General features: G+C 70.9%; 19 protein-coding genes. 15 read left to right on the top strand and 4 right to left on the bottom strand.

The annotated features are described in order from the left end of the window. The first annotated feature begins 145 nt into the window (after positions 1-145). Genes atpD through AC6JA9_RS39300 form a run of 3 tightly spaced genes read left to right on the top strand, consistent with a single transcriptional unit; the run spans position 146 to position 2,613 of the window. Positions 146-1,588 (top strand): F0F1 ATP synthase subunit beta, encoded by a 1,443-nt coding sequence (atpD, locus tag AC6JA9_RS39310; RefSeq protein WP_046716707.1) that lies wholly within the window; start codon positions 146-148, stop codon positions 1,586-1,588. Between the two features lie 31 nt (positions 1,589-1,619). Further along, positions 1,620-2,183: a hypothetical protein gene (locus AC6JA9_RS39305; protein WP_141330325.1), complete on the top strand. Its 564-nt coding sequence runs from the start codon at positions 1,620-1,622 to the stop codon at positions 2,181-2,183. Between the two features lie 22 nt (positions 2,184-2,205). After that, a complete protein-coding gene (locus tag AC6JA9_RS39300; RefSeq protein ID WP_141330323.1) occupies positions 2,206-2,613 on the top strand; it encodes a F0F1 ATP synthase subunit epsilon in 408 nt (135 codons plus the stop codon). An 18-nt stretch (positions 2,614-2,631) separates the two neighbouring features. On the opposite strand, the gene AC6JA9_RS39295 is transcribed toward AC6JA9_RS39300, so the two are convergent. Beyond that, positions 2,632-3,309: an ArsR/SmtB family transcription factor gene (locus AC6JA9_RS39295; protein WP_223749556.1), complete on the bottom strand. Its 678-nt coding sequence runs from the start codon at positions 3,307-3,309 to the stop codon at positions 2,632-2,634. 227 nt (positions 3,310-3,536) lie between these two features. On the opposite strand from AC6JA9_RS39295, the gene AC6JA9_RS39290 reads away from it, so the two are divergent. From AC6JA9_RS39290 to AC6JA9_RS39235, 12 genes are all read left to right on the top strand, one after another. Then, positions 3,537-4,163: a flavin reductase family protein gene (locus tag AC6JA9_RS39290; protein ID WP_497958669.1), complete on the top strand. Its 627-nt coding sequence runs from the start codon at positions 3,537-3,539 to the stop codon at positions 4,161-4,163. 138 nt (positions 4,164-4,301) lie between these two features. Beyond that, positions 4,302-4,685 (top strand): group I truncated hemoglobin, encoded by a 384-nt coding sequence (locus AC6JA9_RS39285; protein WP_223749558.1) that lies wholly within the window; start codon positions 4,302-4,304, stop codon positions 4,683-4,685. A gap of 19 nt (positions 4,686-4,704) precedes the next feature. Next, entirely contained in the window at positions 4,705-5,676 is a 972-nt protein-coding gene (locus AC6JA9_RS39280) for a 2Fe-2S iron-sulfur cluster-binding protein (protein WP_223749559.1), read from the top strand. A gap of 21 nt (positions 5,677-5,697) precedes the next feature. Further along, positions 5,698-6,144, top strand: coding sequence for an RrF2 family transcriptional regulator (locus AC6JA9_RS39275; RefSeq protein WP_223749560.1), 447 nt, complete (start codon positions 5,698-5,700; stop codon positions 6,142-6,144). Continuing rightward, positions 6,141-6,401 (top strand): hypothetical protein, encoded by a 261-nt coding sequence (locus tag AC6JA9_RS39270; protein WP_046716700.1) that lies wholly within the window; start codon positions 6,141-6,143, stop codon positions 6,399-6,401. Before AC6JA9_RS39275 ends, AC6JA9_RS39270 begins: the two co-directional genes overlap by 4 nt. Positions 6,402-6,805: 404 nt before the next feature. Then, positions 6,806-7,834, top strand: a complete 1,029-nt coding sequence (locus AC6JA9_RS39265) for an ADP-ribosylglycohydrolase family protein (RefSeq protein ID WP_223749561.1) — start codon at positions 6,806-6,808, stop codon at positions 7,832-7,834. A 169-nt stretch (positions 7,835-8,003) separates the two neighbouring features. Beyond that, entirely contained in the window at positions 8,004-8,408 is a 405-nt protein-coding gene (locus AC6JA9_RS39260; protein ID WP_141330309.1) for a phage holin family protein, read from the top strand. Continuing rightward, positions 8,405-8,914, top strand: a complete 510-nt coding sequence (locus tag AC6JA9_RS39255) for a hypothetical protein (protein ID WP_223749563.1) — start codon at positions 8,405-8,407, stop codon at positions 8,912-8,914. Before AC6JA9_RS39260 ends, AC6JA9_RS39255 begins: the two co-directional genes overlap by 4 nt. A gap of 45 nt (positions 8,915-8,959) precedes the next feature. Beyond that, entirely contained in the window at positions 8,960-10,264 is a 1,305-nt protein-coding gene (locus AC6JA9_RS39250; protein ID WP_497958668.1) for a cytochrome ubiquinol oxidase subunit I, read from the top strand. Next, positions 10,254-11,279: a cytochrome d ubiquinol oxidase subunit II gene (locus tag AC6JA9_RS39245; protein ID WP_223749565.1), complete on the top strand. Its 1,026-nt coding sequence runs from the start codon at positions 10,254-10,256 to the stop codon at positions 11,277-11,279. Before AC6JA9_RS39250 ends, AC6JA9_RS39245 begins: the two co-directional genes overlap by 11 nt. 397 nt (positions 11,280-11,676) lie before the next feature. Beyond that, complete coding sequence (locus AC6JA9_RS39240) at positions 11,677-14,319, top strand: hypothetical protein (RefSeq protein ID WP_473569863.1); 2,643 nt, start codon at positions 11,677-11,679, stop codon at positions 14,317-14,319. Between the two features lie 60 nt (positions 14,320-14,379). Then, positions 14,380-14,784 (top strand): DoxX family protein, encoded by a 405-nt coding sequence (locus tag AC6JA9_RS39235; RefSeq protein WP_141325714.1) that lies wholly within the window; start codon positions 14,380-14,382, stop codon positions 14,782-14,784. A 6-nt stretch (positions 14,785-14,790) separates the two neighbouring features. On the opposite strand, the gene AC6JA9_RS39230 is transcribed toward AC6JA9_RS39235, so the two are convergent. The 3 genes from AC6JA9_RS39230 to AC6JA9_RS39220 form a co-directional block, all read right to left on the bottom strand. Beyond that, the gene (locus AC6JA9_RS39230; protein ID WP_267699097.1) at positions 14,791-15,303 is read right to left on the bottom strand and encodes a hypothetical protein; all 513 of its coding nucleotides are present in this window, start codon (positions 15,301-15,303) and stop codon (positions 14,791-14,793) included. Between the two features lie 54 nt (positions 15,304-15,357). Next, on the bottom strand, positions 15,358-16,128 hold the full coding sequence (locus AC6JA9_RS39225) for an SDR family NAD(P)-dependent oxidoreductase (RefSeq protein ID WP_223782874.1): 771 nt from the start codon (positions 16,126-16,128) through the stop codon (positions 15,358-15,360). Between the two features lie 81 nt (positions 16,129-16,209). Next, a complete protein-coding gene (locus AC6JA9_RS39220; protein ID WP_497958667.1) occupies positions 16,210-17,184 on the bottom strand; it encodes an alpha/beta hydrolase family protein in 975 nt (324 codons plus the stop codon). Positions 17,185-17,214 lie beyond the last annotated feature (30 nt).

Raw genomic sequence — 17,214 nt, 5'->3', positions numbered from 1 at the left:
CGCTAAGCGGGACTTACCGGTCAGGACCCCGGGAGGCTTGATTCTGCGGGAGGCCCCCGGTAAAGGGGCACCGCCCTCATATCCGGGCGGAATTTTGATGACGGGCACGGCGCCGGTCGCCCCCCGCACGAGGCAGACGACACCCATGAGCGCTCAAGTTCCTACGGCAGGCAAAATCATCCAGGTTCTCGGCCCCGTGGTCGACGTCGAGTTCCCGCCCGGCGGCCTCCCGGAAGTCTACGTCGCCCTGAAGGTGACGAACGCGAACCTCAGCAACGAGGCGGACAACCTGGTCCTCGAGGTCGCCCAGCACCTCGGTGAGAACACCGTCCGCACCATCGCCATGGACTCCACCGAGGGTCTGGCCCGCGGCACCCCCGTGAAGAACACGGGCGCCCCCATCCAGGTGCCGGTCGGCAAGGCCACCCTGGGTCGCATCCTGAACGTCACCGGCGACCCGGTGGACGAGATGGGCCCCGTGAAGTCGCAGGAGTACTGGCCCATCCACCGCGCGCCCCCTCCGTTCACGGAGCAGGACGTGCGCGTGCAGATGTTCGAGACGGGCATCAAGGTCATCGACCTGCTCGCCCCCTACACCCGCGGCGGCAAGATCGGCCTGTTCGGCGGCGCCGGCGTCGGCAAGACGGTGCTCCTGCAGGAGCTCATCCGCAACGTGGCCATCGAGCGCGGCGGCTTCTCCGTGTTCGCCGGCGTCGGTGAGCGCACCCGCGAGGGCAACGACCTGTACCACGAGATGCAGGACACGGGCGTCATCAAGACCGACAACCTGGAGGCCAGCCAGGCCGTCCTCGTGTACGGCCAGATGAACGAGCCGCCTGGTGCCCGCGCCCGCGTCGCGCTCTCCGCGCTGACCATGGCCGAGTACTTCCGCGACGTGGAGGGCCGTGACGTGCTCCTCTTCGTGGACAACATCTTCCGTTTCACCCAGGCCGGCTCGGAAGTGTCCGCCCTCCTGGGCCGCATCCCCAGCGCCGTGGGTTACCAGCCCACGCTCGCCACGGAGATGGGCGGCCTGCAGGAGCGCATCACCTCCACCACCAAGGGCTCGATTACGTCCGTGCAGGCCATCTACGTGCCCGCCGACGACCTCACGGACCCGGCCCCCGCCACCGCGTTCGCCCACCTGGACGCGACCACGGTGCTCAACCGCTCCATCGCCGAGCTCGCCATCTTCCCCGCCGTGGACCCGCTCGACTCCACCAGCCGCATCCTGGACCCGGGCATCATCGGCCAGGAGCACTACGCGGTGGCCCGCAAGGTCCAGGGCATCCTGCAGCGTTACAAGGAGCTCCAGGACATCATCGCCATCCTCGGCATGGACGAGCTCTCCGAGGACGACAAGCTGGTCGTGGCGCGCGCCCGCAAGATTCAGCGCTTCCTGTCGCAGCCCTTCTTCGTGGCCCAGGTCTTCACCGGCAAGGAAGGCCGCTACGTGAAGCTCCAGGACACCATCCAGGGCTTCAAGGAGATCGCCGAGGGCAAGCACGACGACATCCCCGAGAGCGCCTTCTACATGGCGGGCGCCATCAACGAGGTCGTCGAGAACGCGCGCAAGCTGGCGGCGTAGACTCGCTGTCCCACCCTCCACCGAGGTGACCATGCGTCACGCGGCGCTCGCCCTGTTCCTCTGTGTCCTGTCGCTCCCCGCCCTGGCGGAGGAGCGCAAGGGACGCGCCCGGGTGAGCGCCAACGGGCTGTACAGCGTGCGCATGGTGGACGTGGGGCCGGGCAGGTGCCGGCTGGAGGTGACGAAGGAGAGCGGACCCGTCTGGCAGCTGGAGCAGTGCCTGGGGACGGTGGACGACTTCTACTTCGTCTCCAACGACGGCGAGCGGGTCTGGGTGCTGTGGCCCCTGGTGGAGAAGGGGAAGGCCCGGCCCGCGCCGAAGACGAAGAAGGGCAAGAAGCCCAAGGGGCCGCCGGACTGGGCCACGGAGGTGCTGGTGGCGGGGCAGTACGGCCGCGACGGACAGCGCATCCTGGAGCGGCGACTGACGGACCTGGTCCCCGCGAAGCAGCTCTCCGAGGTGCGGCACATGACGCACCACCTGAAGTGGCTGGAGGGCACGCTCGGCATCCCTGGCAAGGGGCCTCGGCTGACGGACGCCGGGGTGGTCGAGTTCGAGCCGGTGGGTGGGACCACCCGGCAGCTCAATTTCTGAAGTGGGTAGTGCGAGGAGCGTCATGGCCAAGCTGACTGTGGAGATTGTCACCCCCGAGAAGCGCATCCTGTCGGTGCAGGCCGACGAGGCCATCGTGCCCGGAGGCAAGGGCCTGTTTGGCGTGCGGCCGGGGCACACCCCCTTCCTGTCGCTGATGGAGCCGGGCGCGCTGACGCTGGTGGATGGCGGCAAGCGCGACGCGTACTTCGTCGCGGGCGGCTTCGTGGAGGTCGCCAACGACAAGGTGCTCGTGCTGGCCGACGCCGCCGAGCACGTGTCCGGCATCGACGTGGAGGGCGCGCGCAAGCGCCTGGGTGAGGCGCAGGACCGGCTGAAGGGCCTGTCCTCCGAGGACGCCCGCTACGAGCTGGAGCAGGCCACGGTGCGCCGCGAGGCGGCCCGCATCGGCGCCGCGGGCGCTCGCGCCTGAGTCGGTGTCCTGGCCGCTTCAGGGCCAGGACAACCCCAGCTCCCGGTCGAATCCCCGCCGGCCCTCGACGGTGAGCCGCACTCCGCGGCCCTCGGGCCGGCGCGCAATCCAGCGCCGCGCGAACAGGCGCTCCGCCAGCGCGGCGCCCAGCGCTCCGCCGATGTGAGCGCGTCGCTCGCTCCAGTCCAGACAGCGCCGCGCGAAGGCGCGCCTGCCTTGTGACAGCGCGTCCACGTCCACGCCCCACCTGGTGATGAAGCGCGCGCCCTCGGGTGTCAGCGCGTAGCTGTCGTCGCCTGTCTCCAGGAGGCCGCGGCGCTCCAGTCCGTCCGCCAGCGCGACGCCGAGCGTGCCCGCCAGGTGGTCGTAGCAGGTCCGCGCGAAGCGCAGGGGCTCGGGGACTCGCACGGTGCCCTGGCGCGTGGGGACGAGCAGGCTGAGGGCTTCGAGGGCGCGGGCGACGTCGGGCGTGGCGAGCCGGTAGTAGCGGTGGCGGCCTTGAACCTCGACGCGGACGAGGCCGCCCTCGAGCAGCTTCGCGAGGTGGCCGCTCGCGGTTTGCGGCGAGACGCGGGCCTCCTGCGCGAGCTCTCCGGCGGTGCGCGCGGGACCTTCGAGCAGGCGCGACAGCATGCCCGCGCGGGCCGGGTCTCCGATGAGCGAGGCGGTGAGGGCGAGGTCGAGCGGGTGGGGCATGGCGGGAGTCTGTGCTGTACGGACGCGAGGACGTTTCGGCGTGCACCGAAGTATCTCGGTTGGCGGATGAATGCAGAAGCGAAGCAACTCGTTCGGTATGCGTTTGTCGAGCTGGCGAGCCACCTCGGGGCATCGACTGGGCTTGAGAGAGCTGCTGCATCCCACGTTGCACACGGTTCGGCGCGCACCGAAGCATCGGCACGTCCGCGCGCACTACTCACGCGGGCATGACCGACACGCCGCGACACCGTGTGATTGCGCCTCGCATCCTCTACTTCGGCACCCCCGTGGCCCTCTTGAGCACGCTCCAGGAGGACGGCTCGCCCAACCTCACGCCGCTGTCCTCCGCGTGGGCCCTCGACGACAGGCTGGTGCTCGGCCTGGGGATGCTGGGCCAGGGGCTGGAGAACCTGCGCCGCACGGGTGAGGCGGTGGTGAACCTGCCCTCGGCCTCACTGTGGCCCCAGGTCGAGCGCCTCGCGCCCACCACGGGCCGCTTCCCCGTGCCCGACACCAAGCGCGCGATGGGCTACCAACACGAGCCTCGCAAGTTCGAGCGCGCGGGCCTCACGCCACTCCCCTCGGACACCGTCTCACCCCCACGCGTGGCCGAGTGTCCGCTGCAACTGGAGGCCGTCTTGTTGGCAGCGCACATGGCCACCCCCACGCCCGAGTCCTCCTCCGACTTCGTCATCGCCGAGCTGCGCGTCACCCGCGTCCACGCGCACGAGCACGTCACCGTGCCCGACACCCACCACGTCGATGTCACGCAGTGGCAACCGCTGCTCTATGTCTTCCGTCACTACGTGGGCACCGGGCCCGGCCTCGGGCGCAATTTTCGCGCGGAGACGTGACGCGCGCGCAATCGTTGCGCCGCGGCGTCGGCGGATTCCCTCGATTCGCTTGTCTTGTCTTTCCAAATTGACGTCTGGCTCGAATCGATGCATTTGAAATGCATCTTTAAGCCCGGTCGGGCGGAAGGAGCAGACGCGATGAGCACGGCGGCGCAGGAGAAGAGCGTTTACGAGCAGATTGGCGGAGAGCCGGCGATGGCGGCGGCGGTGGACGTGTTCTACCGGAAGGTGCTGGCGGACGACCGCATCAGCCACTTCTTCGAGGACGTGGACATGGAGCGCCAGTCGGCCAGGCAGAAGGCCTTCCTGACGATGGTGACGGGAGGCCCGTCGACCTACTCGGGCAAGGACATGCGCGCGGGCCACGCGCACCTGGTGAAGCGCGGGCTGAACGACGTGCACTTCGACGCGGTGGTGGAGCACCTGAGCGCGACGCTCCGGGAGCTGGGCGTGCCCGAGCCGCTGGTTGCGCGCGTGCTGGCCATCGCGGGCGGCGCTCGCGCCGACGTGCTCAACCGCTGACGGGAACGAGAGGCTCGCCATGGCCACGGTGAAGCACGAGTCGCGGTGGTATCCGCTGGAGCCCGAGGAGAGCGTGCTGGACGGGCTCCTGCGACAGGGCGTCGCCGTGCCCCATGCGTGTCGGGCCGGCGCCTGTCAGTCCTGCCTCATGCGCGCGACGGCGGGCGACGTCCCGGAGGCCGCGCGCGTGGGCCTGAAGGACACGCTGCGCGCGCAGGGCTACTTCCTCGCCTGCATGTGCCGCCCCTCGGCGGACACCGCGCTGGAGGTCTCCGGCGCGGACGCGCTGCGAGTCCCCGCGCGCATCGCCTCATTGGACCTGTTGTCCCAAAGCGTCCTGCGCGTACGGCTGTCCACGGACGCTCCGCTGGACTACCGCGCGGGCCAGTACGTGTCGCTGCTGCGGGCGGACGGCCTGGCCCGCAGCTACTCGCTGGCGAGCCTCCCTCGCGAGGGCCTGCTGGAATTGCACGTCCGCCTGGTGGCGGGCGGCGAGATGAGCGGCTGGCTCGCTCGCGAGGCGCGCGTCGGTGACGCCGTGGCCGTGCAGGGCCCCGCGGGCAGCTGCTTCTACGTCGACGGCCGCCCCGAGCAGTCGCTGATTCTCGCGGGCGCGGGGACGGGGCTCGCGCCGCTGTACGGCATCGCGCGCGACGCGCTGGAGGCGGGACACCAGGGCCCCATCTGGCTGTTCCACGGCGCGCGCACCCCCGAGGGCCTCTACCTGACGCGCGAGCTGCGCGAGCTGGCCGAGCAACACGCGGGTTTCCACTATCGACCGAGCGTGCTGACGGGCGGCTCCCGGGACGTGGCCGAGGGAGCGCTCGACGCCGTCATCCGCGCCGAGTGCCCCAAGCCGGTGGGCTTCCGCGCGTGGCTCTGCGGCGACGCCGATTTGGTGTTATCCCTGCGCAAGAAGCTCTTCCTCTCCGGGCTTGCGCTCAAGGACCTCCACGCGGACGTCTTCCTGCCGAGCACACCCAGGGCGTAAGGCCGTCGGAGCCCGCTGACCGTGCACCTCACCCTCCACGCCGACTACTCGCTGCGCGTCCTGCTCTACCTCGCCGCCCGCCCCGGAAGGCTCGCCTCCACGCAGGAGCTGGCGGACGCGTACGGCATCTCCAAGCACCACCTGGTGCGCGTGGTGCAGACGCTCGCGGGCGAGGGCTTTGTGGAGGTCAAGGCGGGGCGCTCGGGCGGCGTGACGCTGGCGAAGGCGACGAAGGACATCCGCGTGGGCCGCGTGCTGCGCGCGGCCGAGCCGGACTTCGAGCTGGTGGAGTGCTTCAACCGCGAGCGCAACACCTGCCCCATCGCACCCGCCTGTGGGCTGAAGGGCGTGCTCGCGGAGGCACGTGAGGCCTTCCTCGCGGTGCTGGACCGGTACACACTGGCGGACCTGGTGGGCCGCTCCCGCAAGGACCTGGCCGACCTGTTCCTCCCGGTGATGGCGCCATGACCTCCGCTCCCCTCGAGTTGTTCCACCGCATCGCCGACCCGCCCTCCGCCGTGGCGCGCCGCTACATCGTCGACCACGCGCTGGAGGACCGCGTCATCTTCCGCAACCTCGTGTACGCCGAGGCGGAGCTGGACTGGACGCTGCACGGCGGCCACGCCACGCCCGCGCTCTGGGACGGCAAGCAACTGCACCAGGGCGCCGAGGCCGTGGTGGCCCGGCTCCAGGCCGTCGTCAACCTGGGCCGCGACGACGCGTGACGCGTGACGGCGCGTGTGCCGACTTGCGCGCGCCGCTGCCACCTCCCCACTCCTCGTGCGCCATGCGCTCCGTGCGAGTCGCCGCGCTCAAGCTTCGGGAGTTGGACACGTGTACAGGTGTGCCTGGGCGCCCGGGTGCTCGGACTTGCCGCGCGCGTGCTGGTTGCGGTAGTCAGCCCACCCCGCGCACGCGTCGGCGGATGGGCTCGAACCAGGAAGGGTGGACGGTGATGATGGCGTGCGGCCTGGAGTGTGACGTCGGAATCGCTCGTGTGGCGAACGCGAGTGTGCTCCTCCCGCGCGAGTCAAGCCCCCACGCACGTCAATCCACCACGAGCTTCGCGCGTTTCGCGCGCTTCTCGCTGTCCGTCCAGCCCTGAGCCTCGGTTAATCTCCTCGACTCCATGCCGCTGACTCCCTCCGAGCGCCAGGACAGGTTCCATGCGGCGTTCGTGGGGCTCGCCATCGGAGATGCGCTCGGCTTCCCGCTGCGCGGCATCCCGCCCGCGAGCCTCGCGCGGCTGCCCGGGCTGGCGGAGGACTTCGCGCCCAGGCCTCGCGGCAAGTTCGCCAAGGGCCAGTTCAGCGACGACACGCAGCTCTTGCTCGCCTCCGCGGAGAGCGTCATCCGCGAGGGCCGCGTGGACGGCCGCAGCGCGGCGGCGCACCTGGCGTGGCTGTGGCAGGAGGGCATCATCCTCCAGCCGCCGCGCAGCCTGGCCGAGTCGCTCCAGCGGCTCTCCAGCGGCGTGCCGTGGATGAGCGCGGGCGCGCCCCTGGGCACGCTGTGCCCGTCGGTGCTCAGCCGCGCGCTGGTGGTGGGGCTCTTCGAGAGCGGCCAGCGCGCGAAGCTGCCGCATGACGCGGGCGTGCTCACCGTCATCACCCACAAGGACCCCGTCTGTGCCGCCGCCGCCGCCGCCTTCGCGCAGGCCGCCGCGCTGGGCATGGAGGAGGAGCCGCTGACGCCCACCGCCTTCTGCGAGCAGCTGTCGCTGGCGGCGGCCGTGCACGACAAGGGCCTGGCCGAGGAGGTGCGCCACCTGCCCCGCCTGCTCACGTGGGACACCACGCGCGCCCTGTCGCAGCTTCGCAAGGTGGGCGTGCCCCCCAGCGAGCTCAAGGGCGTGGACGGGCTGCCCGCGCACGTGGTGCCGGTGCTCTTGACGGCGCTGTACGCCACCCTGCGCGTGCCCCACGACTTCCGCGAGGCGGTGGCGCTGGTGCTGCGTTGTGGCGGCGAGGCGGACGTGGCGGCGGCGCTGACGGGCGCGCTGGTGGGCGCCCACCTGGGCACCCGCGCCATCCCCGCGCGCCTGCGCAAGGCCGTGCTGTACGTGGACAACCTGGTGGACACCGCGGACCGACTGTTCCGTGCCCATCAGGTGCGCGAGACGCTGGCCACGGCGCTGGCCCACCAGCGTCGGCGCTGAGGGGGGCCCCCAAGGCGAGCGGGCAGGCGGGCTCCACGCCCCACTCCCGGACGGGCTTCTCGCGCTCGTCCGCCCTGCCCACCTTGTCCGGAGGAGTGGGGTCAGGTGCGGCCGAGCGAACGAGCGAGCACCCGGGAGTCCCCCTCCGCGAGCGCGGGAGAAGGACGTCGTGGACCTCGAATCCGAACGCCTGGAGCGCAGCCAGCTGGAGTCACTCTCCACGGCCGAGCTCATCCGGCACGCTCTGGCGGAGACGCGCCTGCTGGTGCGCGCCGAGGTGCTGCACGCCAAGAAGGAGCTGCGCGACGAGCTGAAGGCCGCGCGCACCGCGGGCATCCTGATGGGCGCGGGCGCCGTGCTGGCGCTCACGTCGCTGGCGGTGCTCTTCGTGGCGCTGGGGCTGGCGCTGCCCCTGGGCGCGGCGCTGGGCGTGCTGCTGGTGGGCGTGGTCCTGCTCGCCGTCGCCGGCGGGATGCTCTTCATGGGCACCAGGCGCCTGCCGAAGAAGCCGCTGGCGCACACCCAGGAGCGCCTGAAGCTCGACTACCAGCTCACGCGGGAGACGCTGCAATGAACGACAACGGCCGGAGCGGCAACGAGCTGGCGGAGCGTCAGCAGCACGTCGACCATCGCATCACCCGTGGCATGGATGACCGCAAGCAGGTGGAGCAGACCGCGGACCGCATCCGCGACGAGCTCCTGCTGACGCTCGAGGAGCTGGACCGGCGCCGAGGGCGGATGCTCGACGTGCGCTACCAGGTGCAGCAGCACTCCAGCGCGCTCGTCGCCGCGGGCGCCGTGGCCATGGTGCTGGTGGGCTCGGGCGTGGGCCTGGCCATCTACCGCGCGCGCCGCCGCGACGAAATCCTGCGCAAGAAGCGCCGCAAGGCCCTGCAGCGCGCCTGGGAGAACCCGGACCAGGTCGCCTCCAGCGCGAAGGAGCGCCCCATCGGCGTGGAGCTGGGACGCAAGCTGGTCCTCATCTTCGCCACCGCGCTGGCCACCGCCGTCGCCAAGAACTCCGTGCAGACGCTCGTGCCTGCCCGCCAGCCTCCGAGCCCCGCTTCGTTGCCCGAGTAGAATCTCTAAATGCGCCGGAAATGCATATAACGCATTCTGATGTGCATGGCGGACCTGCTCTATGCGCGGGCGCAGATGGGGCTGTCGCTCGGCTTTCACATCGTCTTCGCGGCGGCGGGCGTGGCGTTGCCGGTGCTCATGGTGTTGAGCGACTGGAAGGCGCGGCGCACCGGTGACGCGGACTACGTGAAGCTGAGCCAGAAGCTGGCGAAGGGGACGGCCATCCTCTTCGCGGTGGGCGCGGTGAGCGGGACGATGTTGTCCTTCGAATTGGGCCTGCTGTGGCCGGAGTTCATGGGCCGCTACGGCGAGGTGATTGGCCTGCCCTTCAGTCTGGAGGGCGTGGCCTTCTTCACCGAGGCCATCTTCCTGGGCATCTACCTGTACGGCCGCCAGCGGGTGTCGCCGAACCTCCACCTGTTCTCCGGCGTCATGGTGGCCTTGAGCGGCGCGGCGAGCGCGTTCTTCGTCACGCTGGTCAACGTCTTCATGAACGACCCGTCGGGCTTCGTGGCCACGCCCGAGGGCCCCACGAACATCCAGCCGCTGGTGGCGATGTTCAGCCCGGGCTGGCCGTACCAGACGGCGCACGTGCTGCTGTCCTGCTATCAGGCGAGCGCGTTCGCCATGGCGGGCATCCACGCGTTCGTGCTGCTGCGCCATCCAGGCGCGGCGTTCCATCGCAAGGCGCTGTCGGTGGCGCTGCCGCTCGCGTGTGTCACCGCGCTGCTCCAGCCGCTCGTGGGGGACCTGTCCGCCAAGCACGTCGCGAAGGCGCAGCCGGTGAAGCTCGCGGCGATGGAGGGCCACTACGAGACGGAGCGCGGCGCGCCGCTGCGCCTGGGCGGCGTGGAGGTCCCCAAGGCCCTGTCCATCCTGGCCTTTGGAGATCCACACGCGGAGGTGAAGGGGCTCAACGAGTTCCCGAAGGACACGTGGCCCCCGGTGGCCAAGGTGCACGGGGCCTTCCAGGTGATGGTGGGCACGGGCTCGCTGATGGCGCTGCTCGCGCTGGTGACGCTCGTGCACCGGTGGCGAAAGAAGGCGTGGCCCTCGGGGCGGAAGATGATGCGGGCGTGGCTCGTGTCGGGGCCGCTGGGGTTGGTGGCGCTGGAGGCGGGGTGGCTCGTCACCGAGTGGGGACGGCAGCCATGGATTGTCCGCGGGGTCATGCGCACCGCGGAGGCGGTGACCCCCGTGCCGCATCTGGCCGCGCCGTTCTGGACCTTCACCGCCGTGTATCTATTCCTCGGCGTGGTGGTGGTGTCGCTGCTCCTGAGCCAGGTGGCGGGCACGCTGCCGGGGCGCGAGGAGAAGCACGACGAGGGAGGCGAGGCCCATGTCCACTGACGTCCTGCTCGGCTTCCTGATGGCGGGGACCTTCGTCCTCTACGCGCTCTTCGGGGGCGCGGACTTCGGCGGCGGTGTGTGGGACTTGCTGGCGTTCGGGCCGCGCAAGGCGGAGCAGCGCGCGCTCATCGCCCGGGCGATGGGCCCGGTGTGGGAGGTGAACCACGTCTGGCTCATCGTCGGGCTGGTGCTGCTGTTCGCGGGCTTCCCGCGCGCCTTCGCCGCGCTGAGCGTGGCGCTGCATGTCCCGCTGACGCTGCTGTTGCTCGGCATCGTGTTCCGGGGCGCGGCGTTCACCTTCCGCACCTATGACACGCGGGGGGACGCGGCCCAGCGCAGGTGGGGGCTCGTCTTCAGCGGGGCGAGCGTCGTGGCGCCGCTGCTGCTCGGCATGTGCGTGGGCGCGGTGGTGAGCGGCGCCATCCGCGTGGAGGGGCGCGTGGTGGTGAGCGGCTTCTTCGCCTCGTGGCTGTCGCCCTTCGCGTGGGCGGTGGGCGTGCTCGCCCTGTCCCTCTTCGCCTTCCTGGCGGCGGTGTACCTGACGCACGAGTCCTCCACGCCAGGGCTGCGCGAGGACTTCCGTGCGCGCGCGCTCGGCGCGGGCGTGGCCGTCTTCGTGGCGGCGGTGCTGGTGCTGGTGCTGGCGCGCGACGGTGCGCCCCGGGTCTGGGAGGGGCTGTCCCGCTCACCCTTCGCGCTGGCGCTGCACGCGGCCACGGGCGTGTCGGCGGCGGCCGCCTTCGCGCTCCTGTGGACGCGGCGCTTCGCGTGGGCACGGCTGGCGGCGGCGCTCCAGGCGGGCCTCATCGTCCTGGGCTGGGCCGCGTCCCAGTATCCCTACCTGGTGGTGCCGGACATCACCCTGCGGGCCGCGGCGGCGAGCCCTGGCACCTTGAAGCTGCTGCTCGTCGCCATCGGCGTGGGCGCGCTCATCGTCATCCCCTCCGTCGTCCTCCTCTTCCGGGTCTTCCGCCCCCGACCCGAGGGCATGTCCGCTCCACACCTCCAGGGGTGAGACAGAAAAATCCCGTCTCGTTGGAGTGTCCGAGTGGGAGGTCCGCGCCGGGTGTCTGTCTTTGCTCGGCGTGAATGACGCCCCGCATCCTTTTCCAGGCCGCTCGAATCTTTGGCTCCCGAGGTGAAACATCTCGTGAGGGCGGATGTGGTTTTTGTGTTTTCTCACGCAAGGAGTTGCAACCGCGGCGTTGATGAATGCATGACAGAAAGAAGCACCGCTTCTTCCTGACGTGGAGGTCGCCGATATGGGTGTCGTCCGTCGCGCGGTCGTGTCGCTGTGCTTCGTCGCGCTCCTGCTCCCGGGGAGGTCTCACGCGAGTGAGTCCTTCGTGAATTGGGAGACCCCCCATGTGCACCCGCTGGATTTGACTCCTGACGGTAGATTGCTGTTGGCGGTGAACACGGCGGACAACCGGCTGCTGGTGTTCGACACGACGTCGCGCAAGGGATTGGCGCTGTTGGCGTCCATCCCCGTGGGATTGGACCCGGTGTCGGTGCGGGCCAGGAGCAACACCGAGGCCTGGGTGGTGAACCACGTCTCGGACAGCGTCAGCATCGTCGACCTGCGACGCGCCACCGTGACGGCCACCGTGCACACCGATGACGAGCCCGCGGACGTCGTCTTCGCCGGCCGCCCCGAGCGCGCCTTCATCACCTGCTCCCAGGTGAACCGGGTGCTGGTGGTGGACCCGCGCCGCCCCGACGCGACGCCCCACCGCCTCACCCTGAAGGGCGAGGACCCGCGCGCGCTCGCGGTGAGCCCCGACGGCCGCTTCGTCTACGCCGCCATCTTCGAGTCCGGCAACGGCACCACCATCCTCGGCGGCGGCTCGCTGATTCCGGACGCGTACCCGCCCAACGCGGTGAGCGACGCGCGCGGCCCCTACGGTGGCGTGAATCCTCCGCCCAACGCGGGCACCTCGTTCGTCCCCGCGCGAAACCCCTCCAACCCGCCGCCTCCGCCCGTGGGCCTCATCGTGCGCAAGAACGGGCGCGGCCAGTGGTTCGACGACAACCGGGGTGACTGGACGGACCTGGTGAGCGGCGTGAATGCCTCCGCGTCCGGCCGCCTCCAGGGCTGGGACCTGCCGGACCGCGACCTGGCCATCATCGACACGGCTTCGCTCGACGTCACCTACGCCACGCGGCTGATGAACCTGAACATGGCGCTGGCGGTGCACCCGTCCGGCACCGTCACCGTGGTGGGCACGGACGCGCGCAACGAGGTGCGCTTCGAGCCGAACGTCAACGGCCGCTTCCTGCGCGTGCTGATGGCGACGGTGGACCCGCGCCGGCCGTCCTCCTCCACGGTGAAGGACCTCAACCCGCACCTCGACTACGCCACGCCCACGGTGCCTCAGTCGGTGCGCGACCTCTCCATCGGAGACCCGCGCGGCGTGGTGTGGAACGCGCGCGGCACGCGGGCCTTCGTGACGGGGCTGGGCTCCAACAACGTGGTGGCGGTGGGGCAGGGCGGCTCTCGGCTGGGCCAGGTGGAGGTGGGCGAGGGCCCCACGGGCATCGTCCTCGACGCGGGGCGCGAGCGGCTCTACGTGCTCAACCACTTCGGCGCGAGCATCTCCGTGCTCAACGCGGACCGGCTGGAGGAGCTGTCGCGCGTGGCCTTCTTCGACCCGTCGCCGAAGGCCATCAAGGTGGGCCGCAAGCACCTCTACGACACGCACAAGACGTCGGGCCTGGGGCACGTGTCCTGCGCGTCGTGCCACGTGGACGGGCGCATGGACCGGCTCGCGTGGGATTTGGGCGACCCGAGCGGGACGGTGAAGGCGCTGGACGGCCAGAACCTGGGCATGGGCCTGCCGCTGCCGCCCTTCGAGGCGTGGCACCCGATGAAGGGCCCCATGACGACGCAGACGCTCCAGGACATCATCGGCAAGGAGCCGCTGCACTGGCGCGGAGACCGCGCGAGCCTGGAGGAGTTCAACCCCGCCTTCGAGGGCCTGCAGGGCGACGACACCCAGCTCACCCCGCGCGAGATGAGCGAGCTGCGCTCCTTCCTCGCCACGCTCACCTTCCCGCCCAACCCGTTCCGCAACCTGGACAACTCGCTGCCGCGTGACTTGCCGCTGCCGGGCCACTACACGACGGGCCGCTTCGCGCCCGTGGGCACGCCGCTGCCCAACGGAGACGCGACGCGGGGGCTGGCGCTGTTCCGTCCGCCGCGCCTCCTGGCCCAGGGGCTCTTCGCGTGCAACACCTGCCACACCTTCCCGTCGGGGCTCGCGGTGAGCATGCAGTGGAACGGCGCCATGTGGATGCCGCTGCCGAAGGGCGCGATGGGCGAGTCCCACCACGCGCTCGTGTCCACCGACGGCAGCACCAACGTCACGCTCAAGGTGCCGCAGCTTCGCAACCTCTATGAGAAGGTCGGCATGGAGCTGACGCAGAAGGAGAGCCTGGCCGGCTTCGCCTTCATCCACGACGGCAGCGTGGACTCGCTGTCGCGCTTCATCACCGAGCCGACCTTCAACCCGGAGAGCGACCAGGAGGTGGCGGACCTCACCGCGCTCCTGCTGTCCTTCGCGGGCTCGGAGCTGCCGCGCGGCTCGGCCACGGACATGTTCCTGCCGCCGGGGCCCGACTCCAAGGACTCGCACGCGGCGGTGGGGCAGCAGGTGACGCTGTCCTCGGCGACGCCCGCCCAGTTCGTGCGCGTGCTCCAGTTCATGTCCCTGGCCGAGCAGGGCAAGGTGGGGCTGGTGGCCAAGGGCGTGCGCCAGGGTGAGCCGCGCGGCTTCACCTACGTGGGCAACGGCGTCTTCCAGTCGGACCGCGCCTCCGAGAAGGTGGGCGCGTATCTGCTGCTGGCGGGAATCCGCCCCGGCGCGGAGCTGACCTACACCGTGGTGCCCGCGGGCTCCGAGCGACGCATCGGCGTGGACCAGGACGAGGACGGGATGCTCGACCGGGACGAGCTGGACCGGGGGCGCAGGCCGGACCGGCCGTACGACGGCCGGCACCTCGTGGAGGCCGAGGGGGCGGGTCAGGTTGGCCCGGTTGCGACCGCGGATTTGTAACCCGTATCGTCGCGCGCGGGGGGCTGCGAGTCAGCCCATGTGCTCCTTGGAGGCGTGTGCATGAAGCTGAAAGTCGCGTACTGGGTCGTCACCGCGCTGGTCTCGCTGTCCGCCGCGGGCTCCGCCTTCATGTACCTCACCGACGCGCCGCCGATGGTGGCCGCCTTCGAGCACCTGGGCTACCCGGCCTACTTCCGGACCATGCTCGGCATCGCCAAGGTGCTGGGCGTGCTGGCGCTGTGGGCTCCGCTGCCGCGCACGCTGCGGGAGTGGGCCTACGCCGGCTTCGCCATCGACTTCGTGGCGGCGGCGGTGTCTCACACGGCCATGGGGGACCCGGCGGGCAAGTCCGCCGTTCCCGTCGCCATGTTCGTGCTGCTCATCACCTCGCACCAGCTCTGGCACCGCGTGTCGTCGGGTGCCGGCGTGGAGTCGGTGCCGCAGGTGCGGGCTGCCGGAGCCTGACGTCGCTCAGGGCGTCTGGGGCCAGGCGACGCGGGGCTCCTCGTCGCCCCTGGCCACCAGCACGCTCACGTCGTCCGCGAGGTCCTCCGAGTCGAGGGCCTCCAGCACGGTGTACACGCCGGCCTTCTCGTCCATCACCAGGCAGTACACGCGCAGGTGGCCTTCGCGCAGCTCGCCGCCCTCCACCTCGCCGTTGCCCGTCCAGCCGAGCGCGTCGGTGAGCAGCTCCTCCACCGCGACGCGCTTCTCCACGTCGTGGCCGGTGCCCTTGCCCTCGATGGGGTACTGGACGATGAGCGTGGACAGGCTGTCGGGCTCCACCTCGTCGTAGCCCTCCTCGATGAGCGGGCCAGCCACGTCGGCGATGGCGAAGTCGGGGTCCTCTTCCGGAGGCAGCGGCGCGTCCTTCTGCTCGCCCACCTCGCCGACGAAGCCCCAGTGCGTGGTGAGCACGCCCTCATGGACCCACGCCTCCCAGTAACGGAGGCGGTCGCCTTCCTTCTTGTAAAGCTTCAGCAATGTAAGACCCCAGGGGAGGGCCCTGCATAGCATGACGCTGGGGGTCCGCCGCGTTCAGAAGGCGCGGCCCTGTCCGCCGTCCACCGGAAGCGTGGCGCCCGTCACCCACCGGGCGCGCTCCGAGCAGAGGAAGACGACCACGTCCGCCACCTCCTCGGGGGTGCCGAAGCGGCCCCAGGGCAGCTCGTTGCGCACCATGCGTGCGACCTTCTCCGGGTCCGCCTTCTGGCGTTTGTCCCAGCTTCCGCCCGGGAAGAGGATGGAGCCGGGGGCCACGCCGTTGACGCGGATGTGGTGGCGCGCCAGGTCCACGGCCATCTCCTTGGTCAGCGCCGTCAGGCCCGCCTTGGCCGTGGTGTAGGGGGCGCTGGTGGCGTACTCGCGGCCGTAGATGGAGTTGATGTGGATGATGCAGCCGCCGCTGTTGGCGCGCATGACCTCCACGGCGGCCTGGCTGCACCACACCGCGGACAGGAGGTTGCCGTGGAGCACGGTGGACCACTGCTCGGCGGTGGCCATGTCGAACGCGCCCGCGCCGCCGCTGCCGCCCACGTTGTTGACCAGGATGTCCAGCGAGCCGAACGCCTCCACCGCCGCGTCCACCGCCGCCTTCGCGCCCTCCTTCGTGGACACGTCCGCGACGACGGTGGTGATGCTCGCGCCCGAGGAGCGCAGCTCCTTCGCGGTGGCCTCCAGGGCGTCCGCGCCGCGAGCGCTCAGGCACACCCGAGCGCCCTCCTTGGCGAGCGTCGCCGCGATGGCTCGACCGATTCCCCGGCTGCTCCCCGTCACGAGGGCCGCCTTGCCTTTGAGCTCCAGGTTCATGGGCCCGCGTTCTACTTCAGGGCACATGGGGGGAATGGGACGGAGTGTGGGGGTTGCCCGACATTCGACGGCCGGGTCCGGTTACCGGGGGTTCACCGGCCGGGGTGTGAGGGCCTGGATGGCGAGCCACTCCACGGCCTCCTCCCAGAGAGAGGCGCGGGAGCCCTCGCGGAAGAAGCCGAAGTGGCCGATGGGGTGGCCCGCCTGCTTGGGCGTCACCCGGCGGTGGTCGACGAGCGCGTCCGCGTAGAAGCCCAGCAGGTGCTCCACGGCATCCTTCGAGGCGATGGGGTCGTCGGAGAAGCTGTAGGCCCGCACGGGCAGGTAGAGCGACGCGTAGGACTCGCGGCGGGGCTCGCCGCCCTCGCTCAGGAGGTAGTTGGGGTCCAGGCACCAGCGGGCCCACTGGCGGGCCACGCCCGCGGGCAGGTCCTCCACGGTGCCGGCCCAGCCGGGCAGTTTGCCGAAGGCGCGGGTGAGGGCGGGCGTCAGCACGCGCCAGTTGAGGGCCATGCGCAGCCGCTGGGGGAAGAGCTTGTAGTAGCCGGAGCCGGCGGCGACCGTGAGCAGCGCGGAGACCTCGCGAGCGTTCTCGGCGAGGCCGAGCAGCTGGCCTCCCACGCTGTGGCCCACGAGCAGGAGCCGGCGGCCGGGGAAGCGCTCGCGCACGGCGGCGATGGCGCCCGCGAGGTCCTGGCGTCCCCAGTCCTCCATGTTCGCCTCGAAGCCCTCGAGCTTCTCGGGGCGGGATCCGCCGATGCCGCGGTAGTCGAAGGTGATGGTGGGGAAGCCGCGCCGGGCGAGGAAGGCGGCGAAGCGCGCGTAGTAGCGCTGGCGGGCGCCGGTCGCGCTGCTGATGAGCACCACCGCGCCCACCTCCGCGCCCTCGTGGGGGAAGAGGGTGGCGGAGAGCGGGTAGCCGTCCAGGGCCTGGAGGCGGAAGGGGACGCCGGTGCTCGGGCTGGCATCCGCCACCGTCAGTCGCTCCTCCTGGGGGAGGTCGCGCACCGTGGGGCCCGCGTCCTGTTCCAGCACCGGCGCATGAGCCATGGACATGATGTTCTCCTGTGTTTCATGCGGCGCCTG

The sequence above is a fragment of the Myxococcus sp. MH1 genome (assembly GCF_059738865.1).
The sequence above is the reverse complement of the archived record's forward strand: the minus strand, read 5'-3'. Positions and strand labels throughout refer to the sequence as shown.

What these genes read in the sequence shown, in the direction of transcription:
- atpD (WP_046716707.1), top strand. Translation starts at nt 146, where the DNA reads ATGAGCGCTCAAGTTCCTACGGCAGGCAAAATCATCCAGGTTCTCGGC.
- AC6JA9_RS39305 (WP_141330325.1), top strand. Translation starts at nt 1,620, where the DNA reads ATGCGTCACGCGGCGCTCGCCCTGTTCCTCTGTGTCCTGTCGCTCCCC.
- AC6JA9_RS39300 (WP_141330323.1), top strand. Translation starts at nt 2,206, where the DNA reads ATGGCCAAGCTGACTGTGGAGATTGTCACCCCCGAGAAGCGCATCCTG.
- AC6JA9_RS39295 (WP_223749556.1), bottom strand. Translation starts at nt 3,309, where the DNA reads ATGCCCCACCCGCTCGACCTCGCCCTCACCGCCTCGCTCATCGGAGAC.
- AC6JA9_RS39290 (WP_497958669.1), top strand. Translation starts at nt 3,537, where the DNA reads ATGACCGACACGCCGCGACACCGTGTGATTGCGCCTCGCATCCTCTAC.
- AC6JA9_RS39285 (WP_223749558.1), top strand. Translation starts at nt 4,302, where the DNA reads ATGAGCACGGCGGCGCAGGAGAAGAGCGTTTACGAGCAGATTGGCGGA.
- AC6JA9_RS39280 (WP_223749559.1), top strand. Translation starts at nt 4,705, where the DNA reads ATGGCCACGGTGAAGCACGAGTCGCGGTGGTATCCGCTGGAGCCCGAG.
- AC6JA9_RS39270 (WP_046716700.1), top strand. Translation starts at nt 6,141, where the DNA reads ATGACCTCCGCTCCCCTCGAGTTGTTCCACCGCATCGCCGACCCGCCC.
- AC6JA9_RS39265 (WP_223749561.1), top strand. Translation starts at nt 6,806, where the DNA reads ATGCCGCTGACTCCCTCCGAGCGCCAGGACAGGTTCCATGCGGCGTTC.
- AC6JA9_RS39255 (WP_223749563.1), top strand. Translation starts at nt 8,405, where the DNA reads ATGAACGACAACGGCCGGAGCGGCAACGAGCTGGCGGAGCGTCAGCAG.
- AC6JA9_RS39250 (WP_497958668.1), top strand. Translation starts at nt 8,960, where the DNA reads ATGGCGGACCTGCTCTATGCGCGGGCGCAGATGGGGCTGTCGCTCGGC.
- AC6JA9_RS39245 (WP_223749565.1), top strand. Translation starts at nt 10,254, where the DNA reads ATGTCCACTGACGTCCTGCTCGGCTTCCTGATGGCGGGGACCTTCGTC.
- AC6JA9_RS39235 (WP_141325714.1), top strand. Translation starts at nt 14,380, where the DNA reads ATGAAGCTGAAAGTCGCGTACTGGGTCGTCACCGCGCTGGTCTCGCTG.
- AC6JA9_RS39225 (WP_223782874.1), bottom strand. Translation starts at nt 16,128, where the DNA reads ATGAACCTGGAGCTCAAAGGCAAGGCGGCCCTCGTGACGGGGAGCAGC.
- AC6JA9_RS39220 (WP_497958667.1), bottom strand. Translation starts at nt 17,184, where the DNA reads ATGTCCATGGCTCATGCGCCGGTGCTGGAACAGGACGCGGGCCCCACG.